Source organism: Novisyntrophococcus fermenticellae (assembly GCF_018866245.1).
Classification (GTDB): Bacteria; Bacillota; Clostridia; order Lachnospirales; family Lachnospiraceae; genus Novisyntrophococcus; species Novisyntrophococcus fermenticellae.
Genome location: NZ_CP076458.1, coordinates 1,913,284 through 1,930,488, shown reverse-complemented (window position 1 = coordinate 1,930,488; position 17,205 = coordinate 1,913,284). Strand labels below are relative to the sequence as shown.

Sequence of the window (17,205 nt, the reverse complement as noted above, 5' to 3'; positions counted from 1 at the left end):
TGGAGGTATATCATGATTACAGAATTATACGATATGAAATTTAAACACAGCCCTTATGTACCATTTGACCCAAGTGTAACGCCATTATATTCAAATTATGTTTCACATGCAGGTTTAGGTGGTTTGCAGCCATTTGTTTACACTGATTGGAGAGACGAAGAAATGTCCTGGCATGAAAATTGCTATATTCATGCGGGTCTTAATCCAATGCCTATGGTTTGGCTTAAGGGGAAAGAAGCTTTGAAATTTTTGAGTGACACTTGTACCAATGGATTTGAAAAATTTCCAATCGGCCGGATTAAACATGGGATTATAACAAACACATTTGGGGAACTAATGTCAGACGGTATCATATACCGTTTAGATGAAGATGAATTTTTAACAACATGTATGAATTCGGATATATTATTTAAGTTACAAAAAAGTAATTATGACCTGGAATACAAAGATACGACCGGAGAGCATTGTGTCTATCAGCTGGGTGGTCCAAAATCCTTAGATATTCTTGAAGCTGTTACAGGTGAGAACCTTCGTGATATTAAATTCCTCCAACACAGGATGAGCAAAATTAATGATATGGATGTAAGAATTCTGCGTATTGGTATGGCTGGTTCACTGGCATATGAAGTACATGGAGAATATAAAAATAGCATATCAATTTATAATGCGATTGTAGAAGCAGGAAAACCTATGGGCATTACCAGACTGGGGCGCCATGCATATTGGAATACACACACAGAAAATGGCTTTCCACAGAATACAATTCATTTTTTTGGAGCCATTGAACATGATAAAGAGTACTTCGAGTATTTAAAAGGATCGCCTGCTGCTGCTATGCTTTGTGGATCACTGGCATCCCTGACAGGAAGCTGTGGCAATAACTATGAAGAACGATTCGTTAACCCTTTTGAACTGGGTTGGGATAAAGCAGTTAATTTTGATCATGATTTTCCAGGTAAGGAAGCTCTTATGAAATTAAAAGATAATCATCGGGTGATGGTAACATTGGAATGGAATGTGGATGACATTCTGGATATTGTGAGGTCAGGTTTTGAAGATGGTGTGCCATATGCCCCTATGGACGGTCCTGAGGATATGCTGGAAAATGGGAAATGGGAGTACAGAGCAGATAAGGTTATGTCAGGAGATAAATATGTAGGTATTAGTACGGGAAGAATCCATAGCTGGTTCTATCGTAAAATGATATCGTTATGTGTAATAGATCCCGCATATAGCGAACTTGGTACAGAACTTACAATCATATGGGGAAACCAGGACCAGAGGCAGAAAGAAATCAGAGCAAAAGTTGCACGGTATCCATATATGAATGGAGAGCGTAATGAAAATGTAGATGTAACTAAAAAATAAAATTAATAAATGTAAAAATTATAATGATGCTGCAGACGAAAAGAAGCTTTGAAAGCTTTAAGGAGGGCGATACATTATGAGTAATAATGAAAAAAAGAAATCAGCATTAATTGTAATGGCAATGACATTTTTGGTTTTATTTATTGGAAATTATGGTCAGTTTCAGTTTGCAGCATTACCAATGGACATATTTTTAAAGCTAGGTTTGACTGCAGATACACAATTCACAAGTCTCATGACAGCACCTATGATTGCAGCGATATTATTGGGGATTTTATCTGGAGCCCTAGCAGATCGATTTGGTATTAAACTTGTAGTAGGAGTTGCAAATATAGTTACAGTTGTAGGAATGATAATCAGACCATTAGCACATATTTTTGGATTGATGTTTATTGGAATGATATTAATGGGAGTAGGATGTGCAGCAACTTCATCTAATCTTTCAAAGATACTTGCATCAGTTGTTTCAGTAGATAAAGTAAGTAAATACATGGGTATAGTATTGTTAGGCTCCACCCTTTCTATGGCAGTGTGTTTTTCTACTTCAAGCCTATTTCCTTCATTAGATGCTGCTTTATGGACAATAGCAGCAGTCAGTGTGTTGATATCAATACTGTGGTTTATATTGGTTAGAAAAAAAGATTTTCAAAATAATGATTTGCCAGAGATAGAAAAGGTAAAGATGTCAGTTTCATTTAAAAAAGCATTTAAAAGTAAAAATGTCTGGTTCATGGGACTGGTATTGGCTTTTGTATTAGCAGCTAACATAATAAATCAATCATTTTTGGTTCTTGCATTAACAGGTAGAGGTTACTCAACTGCTATGGCTGGATATATCAATACAATTATGACCATAGGAAGTATTGTTGGTACTCTTACAGGTCCAATTATAGTATTTAAATTGAAATCGCAAAAGCCCGCACTGGTTTTTATGGGAATCGTGGCAATAATAGGTGTAGCCTTTGCCTGGCAATTAACTACGGTTGCAATGTGCATAGTATTGTTTTTAGAAGGGTATTGTTTAAGTGCAATCATTACTATAACAATGATATATCCTGTTGCATTAAAAGAAATCGGTCCAATATATGCTGGATCAGCTGGGGGAATGGCATCCACAATACAGCTTTTGGGAGCTGTTTGTCTTCCTACATATGTAATTGTTCCTGTTGCAAACCTATTAGGGTCAATCGGATATTCGTATTACTTTTATCTTGGCGCGGTAAGCATGCTTATTGCAATATTTTTTATGATCCTGTTACCTGATATGAATAAGTTAATGAAAGCAGAATAACAAATTAGATATAAACAAAAGCAAAGTCGTATTAAAGTCTTTGCTTTTGTTTTATAAAAAATATTTATTACTAAGAAGAGTCTTTGTAAAGGAGGAGATAAATGGAGAAATCAGGAAGTAATATGAATATGCTTAGCGCAACTGACATTAAAGGAATTGATTTAGCGTTAGGAGAATCTGAAGTATTTGTACAAAACGGAATGACACAATCAGATGAATCATATAAGAGAGTGAAAACCTGTTGCAGGGCATGCATTTCAAACTGCGGTGTTATTGTTCACATGAAAAACGGACGTGTAATCAAACTGGAAGGCGATCCCGAGCATCCTATGAGTAAGGGAGCCATGTGTGCAAAAGGACTAGCAGGTATTCAAGCCCTTTATAATCCAAATCGTAATAAATATCCAATGATGCGAGTGGGAAATAAAAAAGAAAATAAATGGAAAAGGATTTCATGGGATGAAGCTGTTGATGTTATTGCGAAAAAACTGATGGAAACCAGAGAAAAGAAATCTATATCGTTTTTTAGGACGGCTATATAGGTTGGAAATTGATAAATTATTGATGGAACATATGAAGTCAATGGAATTTCCGATTGTTTCCAGCGAAACTGAGCTTAGCGAGGGATACAGCATGATTCAAAATTATCTTCGTAACAGTAAAGAGGAATCTTTGACTGATTTGGCTGTAGATTATGCCAAGGTTTTTCTTGGTGCCGGAGCCACAGAAAACTCGGCTGCATATCCCTATGAGTCTGTATATACCAGCTCAAAGAGGATAATGATGCAGGAAGCAAGAGATGAAGTTTTGGATGTCTATAAGTCTAAAAGACTTGTTAAAGATAATAATATAAAGGCTTTACCCGAAGACCATGTATCATTAGAATTAGAATTTATGGCATTTTTATGTGAAGAAGCATTAAGCGCTCTGGATTTAAAGGATTCTTCATTAGTGTTATCCAGTCTGACGGAACAGCGGGATTTTCTTGACCGGCATATGTTAAATTGGATTCACGGTTTTTGTTATGACATAGCAAAATATGCCGATACGGAATTTTATAAGGGGGTCGGGAAAGTAACAAATGCCTTTTTGCATTTAGACAGATCGAACCTTGATTACGTAATGTCTTATTATGGATTAAGTTAAGCTTAAATATAGTAAAGATAGGAGGGTCAATTATTGAGTTACTATGTAAGTTTGGAAAAGATGGATAGAATTATCAATGAATTAAAAAAAGATTATAAAATATATGCCCCCAAACGTTTTGCAAACCGGGGATGGAAATCAGATAATGACTTGATACGATATTCTGAGATTAACTCGGTAGAAGAAATCGTTTATAATCAAAAATCTGACTTTTCACCAAAAGAAGTTTTTTATCCAATTGTTCAAACACTTTTATATTTTAAAGAGGATCAATGTATAGAAAATGCTTTGAGTGACGATAAAGATATAATCATCTTCGCCCGTCCGTGTGATATTAATGGTATTAAGAGACTGGATACTATTTTTTTAAAAAACGGTCAGAAGGAAGATAACTATTATAAACGCTTACGCAAAAAACTGAAGATTTTTATGATTGAATGCAGGGAAGGCTGGGATAGCTGTTTTTGTGTTTCCATGGGTTCAAACAAAACAGACAGCTATGATGCAGGGGTGAGATTTAATAATGACTGTTTATTAGTAGAAGTGAAGGATAGTAAATTTGAAAAATATTTTGATGGAAACCCTAAAGAAGAATTTGTACCTGTGTTTGTTGAAAAAAATTTAAAAAAGGTTAATTTACCGAATATCAGCAGCCAGAAGTTGTTGAAAGCAGCATATGACATAAAATTATGGAAAAGTATTGATGAGAAGTGCATCAGTTGCGGTGGCTGTAATACAGTATGCATTACCTGCAGCTGTTTTGACACTACTGACATCATATATAATGAAACAAGCCCGGACGGTGAAAGAAGAAGGATATGGTCCTCGTGTATGCTGGAGGACTTCTCCACCATGGCCGGCGGGCATAGTGTAAGAAAAACAGCTGGTGAACGAATGCGGTTTAAAATCTTACATAAGGTATATGATTATAACTTGCGTTTTGGTGGAGAAGAACATATGTGTGTAGGATGTGGGCGTTGCGATAATAGATGCCCTCAAGAAATTTCATTTTCTGATTCGATTAATTTTTTAAGTGAAGAATTAGAAAAAGTAAAGGGGGTGGATAGATAATGGAAAATATAATGCTGCCAGCACCGCATAAAATTTTGAAAATTATCCAGGAAACGAATGCTGAATATACTTTTAGGGTTGAATGTAATACCGAAACAAAGCATGGGCAATTTTTTCAACTTTCAATACCAAAAGTAGGAGAAGCTCCGATATCTGTGAGTGGTAAGGGAAATAGATGGGTGGAGTTTACTATTCGAAAAATTGGAAAGCTTACTCAAGGGATATTTGGACTCAAACAAGATGATACATTATTTATGAGGGGGCCTTTTGGGAATTCGTATCCCATGGAAAAACTCAAGGACAAGGACTTAGTGGTTATTGCTGGCGGAACCGGTGTAGCCGCTGTTAGAAGCTTACTAAACCATTTCTATTATTATCCTGAAGAAATCAGCTCAGTTAATTTGATTATTGGTTTTAAAGATGGGAATTGTATTTTGTTTGAAGATGATCTCAGAAAATTTAAGCAGGAGTTTAATACTGTCTGTACATTGGATAATGGCAAAGAAGAGGGGTTTGAAATAGGCATGGTTACAGCTCATATCAGTAAAATTCCATTTAAGACATTTAAAGATTACAATGTAGTTATTGTAGGACCACCGATAATGATGAATTTCGCTGCTAAAGAGTGTATTGCTAACGGAGTAGAGGAATCCAAAATTTGGTTATCGTTTGAAAGAAAGATGTCTTGTGCCGTAGGAAAGTGCGGGCACTGTAAAATCAACGAAACATATGTCTGTCTGGAAGGGCCTATTTTTAATTATATAAGAGCTAAGGATATGCTTGATTAATATTATAAGGATTATGTGCAATTTGCGATAGCTGGCGGCCAGAGATGCGTTGCTAATGGTCGGGTATAATAAAGAAATTATGGCGTCAATAGCAAGGGCTAAAGCCGACGCAAAGCGTCCTATTGACACCACAATCCCTTTATTATCAAGGTTAATTAAGCAGACCAATGAGAAGGTCTGCTACGCAGAACATCTATTTTTTAATGGCCGTTCATTACCGCTGTGTGGCCGATTAGCTCCGCAAAAGCGACCGTTTGATGTCGCCATTTGCAGATTATGATTGCAAGAAAGATAATATTATATGAAAAGGAGTAAGGTTAATACCTTAAAAAAATAAAACTATGAAAAAATATAATGAACTTTTTAATCCAATAGTATTAGGAACAACTCAATTTAGAAATAGAATTTTTGCTTCACCGATTGGATTAGTGCATTTCCAAGATAATCTTCATCCAGATGAAAAACTAATAGCGTATTATGAAAGAAAAGCCCAGGGTGGAAGTGCAACAGTCAGTGTTGGCTCAGCTGCAGCAGATAATGGAAGGTCTATTATAGGGCCAACTCTGAGATTAGATGATCCTACAGCTTTGGCACCTCATTATAGACTTTCACAATGCATCAGTAGACATGGTGCCATAGCTGATATAGAACTTATTCATGCCGGTGCAAATGCTTATTATGCTAAACTTGGATTTGGTAATGAAATCTATGGAGCATTTCCATCAATAAATGGACTTGGTATGGAAGTGCCTGGTATGCCAGAAGAAGTAATATTCGATACAATTGAAAAATTCGGTGATGCAGCTCAAATGGCAAAGCATTGTGGATATGGTATGGTTACCATTCATGCTGGACATGGCTGGCTGTTCAATCAATTTCTGGGGCCGGAAAATAATAGAAAAGATCAGTGGGGCGGAAATATGGAAAATAGAGCCCGTTTCGTAAATGCAATTGCATCCAATATTAAGAAAAAATGTGGTCAGGGATTTCCTATTTGTATAAGAATTAGTGGTTCTGAGATGTTTGAAGGTGGTTATGACATCGATTATGGGGTAGAGATTGCAAAACAATTAGATGGTCATTATGACCTGATTAACGTTTCAGTTGGTGCCCATGAAGTACCAAGTGTCTTTACTATAACACATCCTAGTATGTTTTTAGAAGATGGTACAAATGTGAAGTATGCTGAAGCAGTGAAGAAACATATGAGATATTCTAAGGTGGCAGCAGTGGGGGCTATAGCAGAACCGGAAATGATGGAAGAAATTATTGCCAGTGGAAAAGCAGATGTAGTCTATTTATGCCGTCAATTAATAGCGGACCCAGATACGGCGTATAAAGCGCAAATGGGTAAAGCCAAAGAGATAAGAAAATGTATAAGATGTTTTGAATGTTTCTCAGCAGAATTCACAAAAAAAACAACATATTGTGCAATAAATCCTGAAATTGGATTTGAAGTAGAAACAAGATATGTAGATCCTATCGCTAAATATAAGAAAAAAATTCTTGTAGCTGGTGGTGGTGTAGGCGGAATGCAGGCAGCCCTTACAGCGGCTGAAAGGGGACATGAGGTCATTCTTTGTGAAAAAACTGATATACTAGGTGGAGCTCTTCGTTGTGAATTAAAAGTACCGTTTAAACAAAACACACAAAAGTATTTAGATGGTCAAGCTGAAAGAATCAAAGATTCTAATATAGATCTTAGAATGAATACTAAAGTAACACCAGAACTCGCAAAAGAAATCAATGCTGATGTAATTATAGCAGCTTTGGGTGCTAAACCATTAATTCCTAAAATACCTGGAATTGACGGTAAAAATGTATTTGAAGCAGATTATGCATATATGCATGCAGAGAAAGTGGGAGACAATGTAATAGTTCTTGGAGGAGGACTATCAGGTATTGAACTGGCTATTTATCTTGCAGGATTAGGTAAAAAAGTATCAATAATGGAGATGGCAAACAGCTTGAATTTTTCAGGAAACATAATCCATTCCATGGCCATAAAAGGAGAAATTGAACGTTATAATATACAAATTATTACTTCAACAAAAGCAACTGAGATTAATGAAACGGGTGTAATAGGAGAATATGCAGGGAATGAGTTTTCACCAGCATCACTATCCAAAACAATAAAGGAAGGTATGTTAGAGTCAGTGATAACACAAATAAAAGATGGTAACGTTGAAATAGGAGATAAAAAATTGTATAAAGCAGATTCCGTTATTTATGCATTTGGAATGATTCCATTGAGGGATGAAGCTAATGCATTAAGGGAATGTGCACCATTATTTTTAGAACTAGGTGACTGCGTAGAACCTAAAAATATATATGCTGCCAATTCAACAGCTTTTACAATAGCTAGAGATATCGGAAGATACTAATAACATATATTATTAACCCTAGATTATTCATATAGCTAAATCTAACGGTGCAAGAATCGGATTGCAAATATTCGCTGATTAATGAATCTGAAATCCCCGGAAAAGCCTATATTTATGGATGAGCCGGGGATTTGTTATATCAAAAATGCAGGTCCGTACAAGGCAGGGAACAGCATATCCATATGATTGATGATTGAGTTTTTAACTTCCATATGTTACCATGAACGTGTAGCATATATAGTTTGATATTCTTAGAGGATATCTGACCGAAAAAGGGGGGTGTTTTATTGAGAAGAGATTTGGGACCAAAGTCGTATATATATCCAATGCCTGTACTGATTATCGGTACATACAGTGAAGATGGTACGCCGGATGCCATGAATGCAGCCTGGGGCGGAATAAGCGGTAATAATGAAATTTCTATTTATGTCAGCCCATGGCGCAAGACTTTAAAAAATATTCTTATAAGGAAAGCCTTCACAGTGAGCATGGCAGATGCTGAGCATGTGACAGAGGCTGATTATGTGGGGATTGTGTCTGCAAATGATACACCAGACAAGTTTGAAAAATCCGGCTTTCATGCAGTTAAAAGTCAGTTTGTGGATGCTCCGATCATCGAAGAGCTTGCCATGACCCTGGAATGTAAAGAAATAAGCTACGACGAAAACACATGCCGTCTCGTGGGTGACATTGTAAATGTCAGCGTGGATGAATGTATCCTGAATGAGGAGGGGGAAATTGATCCTGTAAAGTTGGACCCGATTACTTTCGATTCTGTTGGAAACCTGTATTTCAGATCAAATGAAGTCGCAGGACATGCTTTTAAGGATGGGAAGAAGATAAAATAGCAATTTTGTAAAGAGAGCCAGCCCCGCAAAAGGAGCTGGCTTTAAACATCAGCGAATATTACCGTTTATGGATTTATTCTTTTCATATAATTTTTGCTTTCAATACGGAAGTGGTGAGAGTCCTGTCTCCTTATTTTAAATGAAAACGACGGGTTTAATCAAGTCTCCTGGTTTTTCATCCATGAGTTTGAATGCATCTTCAATCTTATCGAAACCTCTGAATGTATGCGTGATCAGTTTCGTTGTATCTACTCTGTCGTGCTCCAGCATTTCCAGCATTTTGTGAATCCGTAATGCACCTCCGGGGCAAAAACCGCCGCGAATTGTTTTATTTGCCATTCCAAGACCCCATGAATAGGCAGGCATCGACAATGTGTCTGTGATATCGAAGAAGTTAACGTTGGAAATATAGCCGCCGGGTTTTGTCATGTCTACGGCCTGGCGGAAAGTCTCAGCATTTCCTCCGGCAATGATGACAGAATCAGCGCCTTCTTTTGTTAATTCCAGTACCTGATTCACAATATCGCCATCTTTGTAGCTGATAATATCCGTTGCTCCATATTCTTTTGCGATGGCAACGCAGTTCGGACGGGTTCCGACCGCGATGATCCGGCCTGCGCCTTTTAATTTTGTTCCTGCAACAGCCATCAAACCGACAGGCCCAATGCCGATTACAACAACAGTATCTCCAAAACCTACATTTGCATTTTCAACGCCGTGAAAGCCTGTGGACATCATATCAACAGTCATAATAGCAGCCTCAGGAGCGACCTTCTCAGGAAGCAGTACAAGATTGGCGTCAGCCTGATTTACATGAAAATATTCCGCAAAAGTGCCGTCTTTTGAACCTAAAAACTTAAAACTTGCCATAAGTCCTTCATCATGAGCATTGTACTCACCCTGCGTGTTCAGAGAAAGCCAGTCAGGTGTACAACAAGGCACCACTACGATATCTCCGGATTTAAAATTTTTTACCAGATTTCCGGTTTCAGTAACCTTACCAACAGCTTCATGTCCTAAAATCAGATTGTTCTTTTCACCGGATCCCCCATGAAGAACATGTGTATCAGAAGAGCAGGGTGCCACAACTATAGGTTCTATAATAGCATCTAACGGACCACACACGGGCCTGTCCTTTTCTATCCATCCGGCATTATTGATTGAAAACATTCCATAACCTTTCAATATTGTTACCTCCTTAACAAGATTGTTAAAAAAATATCTTACTTCTACATTATAAGGCTTAAAATAAATTTAGGCAATTCAATTCTGGAGTCATAGTGTACTTTTTTAGATACAATTTCCCTATAAACAATCAATATATATTGATATACAAAAAAACTGCCTCCAGCCAGTTCCTTTGTATAAACAATTTTGCTATAATAAAAATAAAGGATTAAATTTCACAATGATATAGTACAGGAGGATATATGGATTTTGTTATCGAGCATTTATCGAAGCATTTTGAGAAAAAGGAGGTGCTTCGAGATATTAATTTTACTTTTGAAGAGGGTAAAATCTATGGGCTATTGGGCAGAAACGGTGCAGGGAAAACCACATTGTTCAATTGTCTGAATCGGGACATCAAAAAGGATAGCGGCAGTTTTTACCTGGTATCGGAGGGAGTTCGTCGTGAAGTTGTGGCAGAAGACATAGGATACGTACTGTCAACCCCTACAGTACCCGAATTCCTGACAGGGAGAGAGTTTCTTAAGTTCTTTCTGGATATCAATGAGAAGTCTGTCCAGAGTCCCGAATCTATTGACGAATATTTTGAGTATATGAAAATTGCTCCGGAGGATCGCGATAAGCTCTTGAAGGATTATTCACATGGTATGAAGAATAAGATGCAGATGCTTATCAATATTATTGCAGAGCCGAACATTCTTCTTCTTGACGAGCCTCTGACATCACTCGATGTGGTTGTAGCCGAAGAGATGAAGCAGCTGCTGCGTTCTTTAAAACAGGGCCGCATTACGATCTTTTCAACACATATTATGGATCTGGCTCTGGATTTATGCGATGAAATTGTGTTACTCAGTCATGGTGAGCTTGAGGTGGTGGAAAAATCCAACCTGGACAGCAGCGGGTTTAAAGATAAAATTATTGCTGCACTGAGGGAGGAAGGATATGAATAGAACTCTACAGATTTCCTTTTCCCTGAAAAATACATATCATGTGAACAGCATCCTGTATTCTCTGAAACAGATTCCGCTTGTAAAGAAGCTGTTACCGGAAGCACTGTATAAAGTCTGGGGATTAAAAATCTTTGCAAATGTACTTTCCGTACTTTGGGAGCTGATATCCGTCTTTTTGGGAAAGCTCTTATATCTGCTCACGATGGTAGCCGGAATCGGTTCACTGTACAGAAAGGTACCTGGTGATCAGGTATTTCTGCATATTCTTCTGCTTCTGACGATTATTGGTGCATTTACGAATACCAGCCTGTTTAATCCTACAAGAGACAAGTACTATGCCATGATTCTGATGCGTATGGATGCAAGGGAATATACGCTGGTCAATTATACCTACTCCATTATCAAGGTCATCCTTGGTTTTACTCCATTTATACTTTGGCTTGGAATGGGCAGAGGTCTTCCGGTCTGGCTTTGCCTGCTGCTTCCATTTTCAATTGCAGGAGTGAAATTGACGATTGCGGCCTTTTCCCTTTGGGACTATGAACGGCGTGGATTTGTCTATAACGAGAATAAAATCAGTAAGTATCTGTGGTTGTGTACCGCGGTTCTTTTAGGTGCGGCATATGGTTTGCCTGCTGCGGGAATTGTTCTTCCGGGTATTCTTTCTGCTGTATTGATGCTCGTATTTATTCCGGCAGGAGCAGTTGGTATCAGAAAGCTTATTTCTTTTCAGGACTACCGGGAGATAAATCAGCAGATGCTTTCCCAGATGATAAATCAGATGGATACAGTTGCACAGAACACGAAGAAAGCCAGTGAAAAGACAATTTCCACGGATATATCCATCAGCAGTAATCGAAAGGGCTATGAATATCTCAATGAACTTTTTATCAAGCGCCATCAGAAAATACTTTGGAATGCTACGAAAAAAATTGCTTTTGTATGTGCCGGTCTCATTTGTGGTGTACTGCTGACCTTGTATCTGGCACCGGAAATCAAGAAGAAAATCAACGAGCTGATATTGAATTGGCTGCCTTATTTTGTATTTATTATGTATGCAATCAATCGTGGCACGGGATTTACCAGAGCCTTGTTTATGAATTGTGACCACAGCCTTTTGACGTATTCATTTTATAAACAACCCAAATTCATGCTGAAGCTTTTCCAGATCCGCCTGCGTGAGATAATGAAAATCAATGCGGTTCCGGCTGTAATTATTGGAATCGGACTCTCTCTTATTCTCTTTTTCTCGGGAGGTACGGATAATCCGGTGAACTATGTGGTACTGATTGTTTCAATTCCTGCCATGAGTCTCTTTTTCTCTGTACATTATCTCACTGTTTATTACCTGCTCCAGCCTTACAATGCGGGAACGGAACTGAAAAGCGCTACCTATCAGATTGTGATGTCAGTGACGTACCTGTTCTGTTTTTATATGACGAAACTGCGCATGCAGACATTATTGTTTGGAGTGATGACAATTGTTTTCTGCATCCTGTACAGTATCATAGCGTGTATCCTGATTTACAGGCTGGCGCCGAAAACCTTTAAAATCAGGATGTAGTATAGCTATTCTTTATGGATAGTGATATAATATAAAAGATACCAGGGTCACAAAGTGCGTAGCAATCCGCAGGTATCAGGGGGCAAAATACTTTCTGACCCCAACATAAAAAGAAAAATCAGGTGAAAATATGATTCGGATTATAGCAGACAGTACCTGTGACATTGCAGAAGAGTTATTAAGAGGATATGATTTGATTACATTACCTCTGGTGATTACAGTTGACGGACAGAACTATCTGGATGGAGTGGATATAGGAATAGAACAGGTGTATGACTGGATGCGGCGGGACATTCTTCCGCAGACGGCACAAGTCCCTTATGATGTGATGAGAAATGCTTTTGAAGACTGCTGTAAAAGGGGTGAGGACTTTATATACCTTTCCTTTTCCAGTGAGATGTCCGGGTGCTTTTCACTGTCAGCGGTTATAACAGAAGAACTGAAAGCGGAATACGATAATATAAGAATGGAGATTGTGGACTCGCAGGGAGGTTCCTGTGCGACGGGATTGATTGTGCTCCAGGCACTGAAGATGGCGGAAGCAGGGCATACCATGGATGAAATTCTGAAGGAAATCAGATTTATGATTGACCATGTAGAGCATATTTTTACAGTTGCTGATTTAAATTGGATGGTGAAAGGTGGAAGAATCAGTAAGCCGCTTGGTCTTGCGGGAAGTGTATTAAATATTCGCCCGTGGCTTGATGTGGAACGAGGGAAGATGATTGTTAAGGGCATGGTGCGTGGAGAAAAAAGGGCAATTGCTCTCATAACAGAGGAAGTAAAGAAACGTTCGGGAGCTTTCTCAAGGCAGCTGATTGCGATTGCCCATGCAGGGGACAGGCTGTTGGCTGAAAAGGTGGAGGAGAAGATTAAAAAGTCTCTTCCGGAATGTGCGACGGCAATTACAGAAATCGGCGGAGTGCTGGGGGTCCATCTGGGTATGAGCGGAATTGGAGTCTTTTTCTTTAATGAGAGATCAGGCGGATACCGGCTTGACTTAATAGACAATAAAAGTTAATCAGGAGGAATACAGATGACAGGAAGACAGAAGATGCAGAACTATTTGACAGGGATACAACATGTAGGAATACCTACACAGAATATGCAGGCTACGATTGAATTTTATGAAAAGCTGGGATTCGATATTGCATTCGAGACTGTGAACGAACAGGAACATGCGAGAGTGGTTTTTTTTAGGCTGAAAAACCTTGTGATTGAAGCTTATGAGGCGCAAGACGTGAAGATGGAGTATGGTGCGATAGATCACGTGGCAATCGACGTGACAGATGTTGAAGAAATATATAAGGAAGTGGGCCTGCTGGGATTGAACACCCTGAACGATGAGATACATTTTCTTCCGTTCTGGGAGAATGGGGTGAGGTTCTTTACAATCGAAGGGCCAAACAGGGAAAGGATAGAATTCAGTCAATACTTATCTTAAATCTAAAAGAAATTCACAGTTCTTACAGAAAAGAGTGTGAATTTCTTTTTTTATTAAATCAGACTTTCAAATACTCCGGAAATATTAATTTTTCCATAGCCCCAGATTTGATTGGGATAGGTGAGGAAGGGATCCCTGCGTGCTCCCCGTATGATCAACCGATTGAGGTCTCTGCCGGTAATGGTTGTATAATTTCCTTTTGAGACAGCCCACTCCATAAGTAATGCCAAAATTCCAGCTGTATGTGCAGACGCAGCACCGGTTCCCGTAGCTGTGCCGTAACCCTGCCCGGGAATCGGGCAGCTGAGGTTGTAACCCGGAGCAGCGATATCAGGTGTTATCGTGTTGTTGGTGGAAAAGCCCCGGCTTGAGGTGAGCAGAATACTATTTTCCAGCGGATTATAAGCGGTAACGGATATTGCGTTAGCAGCATTACTGGGCGATGTTACTGTAGTGAATGGATCAGGTTCCAGAAAATGTGTTCTGTTGGTAATAATATTCCCTGAAGGCATCCAGATATTAAAGTGAGTGTCAATACTGTCGAGATTTGTTACACGTAAAGTCCAGATTCCGGCTTGTGCACTTTCAAACCTCATTAGAATCAACTGATCTCCGGTTTCTTCTTCCATAATAAAATTGTTGAGGTAGACTTTTGTGGATTCGAGAATAAAATTGTGTTCATAACATCTGTTAAAGCCGGGATTGAGACTCTGTATATGCTGCCCTGTGGGTGATTTCAATTCCAATGTCAGTCTGTTAGGAGAGGGTTGCCATAGTTCCAGAGGGAATTGGGAATCAGCTGCGTCGATACTAAATTCGATTTTTTTTGAACCCTCTCCTGCATTCATATTTCCGCGGTAATGTCTTTGGTTATTTCCTTCGTTGCCGACGGATGTGCATATGCCAACTCTTGGATAGGTGGCCAGAGTATTCAGATACCAACTTAATGCACTTTGTCCATCATGAGCGCTTTGACTCGAGCCTATACCAAGGCAAATGATTAAAGGCCGCCTGAGCCGTTCTGCAACCTCCCTTACATAGTGAATGCCGGCAATGATATTTGTTTCAGGGTAACAGAGGGCGTCTTCCCGAATACTGAAAATCCACTTATTTGCTTGCTTTGCAGGTGCAAGTTTTACAACAATCAGCTCTGCTTCTGGTGCGACGCCGCCGAAATTGGCAGATTGATTCCGGTTTCCGGCAGCAATTCCAGCCATCATGGTACCATGCCCGTTGTCATCTGTAGTGGGGACAAGTTCAAAGGAGTCGTTGTTCAGTAAAGCCAGATTGATTACTTCCTGATTATATTCCGACCCAAAAGTAAATTGGGGAGGAGGCGTTCCGTCATCTTCCGTCTGATCCCAGATAGAAAATATTTTTGTGGTACCATCAGACTTTAAAAAGGCATTATGTCTGTAATCAATTCCGGTATCCACAAAACCAATCAAGACACCGCCTCCGAATAAAGAAAAGTTGCTGTTATCCTGAATACTGGTTACACCGGATTTTTGAAGACTGATTGCCGAATTTAATGTATACAGTGTTGGAAACACGTGATAGGGAAGGTAGCCAAGATGGCACATGTTCAACTTGCTGACAGGATAATGTAGAATCGAATATCTATCATTTAGCCTTTCAAGTGTATATCCTTTGCCTAATTCATTGAGTAATGAAGTATCTACAAGTAAATCGATATAGTTTTCATTCATAACTTTATGCATAAGCTATTCTTCCTTCTGACTCGTATAGGCGACATATGAACGGCTATACCAGCGTGCATTTGAAGATAGTTTATGCACATAGGTATGAGGATGTTCATGAAAGGCTGTACATATTAATCGTACAAAAATACTGATTTTATCTTATACCAAATTCGTACGCAACACACATAGCATCCCCAAATAATATTTTGTATAATATTTTAGAGTGAAACGGAATAGAAAGAACTATAAGATGATGTTACATTATAAAAGGGGGATATTTATGAAAGAGAAAAACAAGGTCAGTCCAATCAGTACAGCGTCCATTTTATCCTTATTCCTGGTATCTATGGGAGTGACAATTGTGACTCCAGCCATGGCCACTCTGGCGGCACATTTTGAGGGAAAAGATGTATCCTGGATTTCCACCTTACCCACATTGTTCGTGGTAATCGCGACTTTTATTGCAGGCGGGGTTATGGGAAAAAAGGTGAAGTACCGTACGTTGGCTATCGTGGCCAGTCTGCTTTATCTGGCGGGAGGCTGTGCGCCGGCATTTTTTGATAATTATACAGGAACCCTGGTCTGCAGAGCGATTCTCGGGTTCGGTCTTGGTCTGATGGCACCTCTTGGCAATGCCTTGATTATTGGATTGTATAATGGACAGAAACAGGCATCAATGCTGGGTTATGGAACTTTATTCATGAATGCCGGAGGTATTATTATGCAGTTGCTGGGCGGCGGCCTGGCAGAAATCGGATGGAATTATACTTTCTATGGTCATGCATTCAGTCTGATTGGTTTAATTATGGCGTTTTTCCTTCCGGAACCGGAAACTGCACCGGCAGCATCAAAAGATGTGGGTGTAAAGCCAAAGGAAAAAGTAAGCGGTGCAGTATGGGGAATTGCAATTTTGTTTTTCCTCTTTAATATGTTGAATTATCCGGTTATGATGAACATGTCGGTGTTATTTGCCGAGAGAGATGCCGGAGGTGCGGCAGCAGCAGCAACCGCATTGTCCATGTATACTGTAGCGGGCTGCGTAGCAGGTTTTCTGTTCGGGAAGATTTTCCAGATCGCGCAGCGGTGGTGTCTGACACTGGGATATGCTCTGTGTGGTGTAGGAGCACTTCTGGTTTATACGGGTAGTCAGGCTGCAGTGATGACTGCCGGGCTGATGATGCTTGGTTTTGGATTCTCTATCATTATGCCGACGTTTTTTGCCTGGATAGGAATTTGTACTCCGCCGGCGACCGTAGCTGCGGCTACATCTATATTGATGGCACTTATGAATCTGGGAGGATTTGCCAGTTCCTTTTGGCTGAAAATCCTAAAGGGAGTTATCGGAGAAAATATGTATAGTGCAATTATAGTAGAAATTGTGATATTCTTTGTAACAGCTGTTGCTTTCATTTTTTATAATCCATTTAAAGCGAAACCACAAAAAAAATCTGAAGCGTAAT

At 39.2% G+C, this 17,205-nt stretch carries 15 protein-coding genes; 13 read left to right on the top strand and 2 right to left on the bottom strand.

The window, feature by feature from the left end:
• Positions 1-12: 12 nt before the first annotated feature.
• The 8 genes from KNL20_RS08725 to KNL20_RS08690 all read left to right on the top strand — a co-directional run bounded on the left by KNL20_RS08725 (position 13) and on the right by KNL20_RS08690 (position 8,896).
• Complete coding sequence (locus KNL20_RS08725) at positions 13-1,368, top strand: aminomethyl transferase family protein (protein ID WP_230397400.1); 1,356 nt, start codon at positions 13-15, stop codon at positions 1,366-1,368.
• Positions 1,369-1,444: 76 nt separating this feature from the next.
• Positions 1,445-2,659, top strand: coding sequence for an MFS transporter (locus KNL20_RS08720; protein ID WP_230397399.1), 1,215 nt, complete (start codon positions 1,445-1,447; stop codon positions 2,657-2,659).
• 101 nt (positions 2,660-2,760) lie between these two features.
• Positions 2,761-3,201 (top strand): molybdopterin-dependent oxidoreductase, encoded by a 441-nt coding sequence (locus KNL20_RS08715; protein ID WP_230397398.1) that lies wholly within the window; start codon positions 2,761-2,763, stop codon positions 3,199-3,201.
• 1 nt (position 3,202) lies between these two features.
• Entirely contained in the window at positions 3,203-3,805 is a 603-nt protein-coding gene (locus KNL20_RS08710) for a TorD/DmsD family molecular chaperone (protein WP_230397397.1), read from the top strand.
• Positions 3,806-3,838: 33 nt separating this feature from the next.
• On the top strand, positions 3,839-4,876 hold the full coding sequence (gene asrA, locus KNL20_RS08705; RefSeq protein WP_230397396.1) for an anaerobic sulfite reductase subunit AsrA: 1,038 nt from the start codon (positions 3,839-3,841) through the stop codon (positions 4,874-4,876).
• Entirely contained in the window at positions 4,876-5,664 is a 789-nt protein-coding gene (gene asrB / locus KNL20_RS08700; RefSeq protein ID WP_230397395.1) for an anaerobic sulfite reductase subunit AsrB, read from the top strand. Before asrA ends, asrB begins: the two co-directional genes overlap by 1 nt.
• A 341-nt stretch (positions 5,665-6,005) precedes the next feature.
• Positions 6,006-8,048 (top strand): NAD(P)/FAD-dependent oxidoreductase, encoded by a 2,043-nt coding sequence (locus tag KNL20_RS08695; RefSeq protein ID WP_230397394.1) that lies wholly within the window; start codon positions 6,006-6,008, stop codon positions 8,046-8,048.
• Between the two features lie 287 nt (positions 8,049-8,335).
• Positions 8,336-8,896: a flavin reductase family protein gene (locus KNL20_RS08690; RefSeq protein ID WP_230397393.1), complete on the top strand. Its 561-nt coding sequence runs from the start codon at positions 8,336-8,338 to the stop codon at positions 8,894-8,896.
• Between the two features lie 135 nt (positions 8,897-9,031).
• Here KNL20_RS08690 and KNL20_RS08685 read toward each other — a convergent pair whose 3' ends face one another.
• Positions 9,032-10,081: an NAD(P)-dependent alcohol dehydrogenase gene (locus KNL20_RS08685; RefSeq protein ID WP_230397392.1), complete on the bottom strand. Its 1,050-nt coding sequence runs from the start codon at positions 10,079-10,081 to the stop codon at positions 9,032-9,034.
• A 245-nt stretch (positions 10,082-10,326) separates the two neighbouring features.
• On the opposite strand from KNL20_RS08685, the gene KNL20_RS08680 reads away from it, so the two are divergent.
• From KNL20_RS08680 to KNL20_RS08665, 4 genes are all read left to right on the top strand, one after another.
• Entirely contained in the window at positions 10,327-11,034 is a 708-nt protein-coding gene (locus tag KNL20_RS08680; protein ID WP_230397391.1) for an ABC transporter ATP-binding protein, read from the top strand.
• Positions 11,027-12,598: a hypothetical protein gene (locus KNL20_RS08675; RefSeq protein ID WP_230397390.1), complete on the top strand. Its 1,572-nt coding sequence runs from the start codon at positions 11,027-11,029 to the stop codon at positions 12,596-12,598. The genes KNL20_RS08680 and KNL20_RS08675 overlap by 8 nt, the downstream gene beginning before the upstream one ends.
• Positions 12,599-12,728: 130 nt before the next feature.
• Positions 12,729-13,619: a DegV family protein gene (locus tag KNL20_RS08670; RefSeq protein ID WP_230397389.1), complete on the top strand. Its 891-nt coding sequence runs from the start codon at positions 12,729-12,731 to the stop codon at positions 13,617-13,619.
• 15 nt (positions 13,620-13,634) lie between these two features.
• Entirely contained in the window at positions 13,635-14,042 is a 408-nt protein-coding gene (locus KNL20_RS08665; RefSeq protein ID WP_230397388.1) for a VOC family protein, read from the top strand.
• Positions 14,043-14,095: 53 nt separating this feature from the next.
• Here the strand turns inward: KNL20_RS08665 and KNL20_RS08660 are convergent, their stop codons facing one another.
• Positions 14,096-15,763 (bottom strand): S8 family peptidase, encoded by a 1,668-nt coding sequence (locus KNL20_RS08660; RefSeq protein ID WP_230397387.1) that lies wholly within the window; start codon positions 15,761-15,763, stop codon positions 14,096-14,098.
• Between the two features lie 262 nt (positions 15,764-16,025).
• Here KNL20_RS08660 and KNL20_RS08655 point away from each other — a divergent pair, with 262 nt between their 5' ends.
• On the top strand, positions 16,026-17,204 hold the full coding sequence (locus KNL20_RS08655; RefSeq protein WP_230397386.1) for an MFS transporter: 1,179 nt from the start codon (positions 16,026-16,028) through the stop codon (positions 17,202-17,204).
• Position 17,205: the final 1 nt, after the last annotated feature.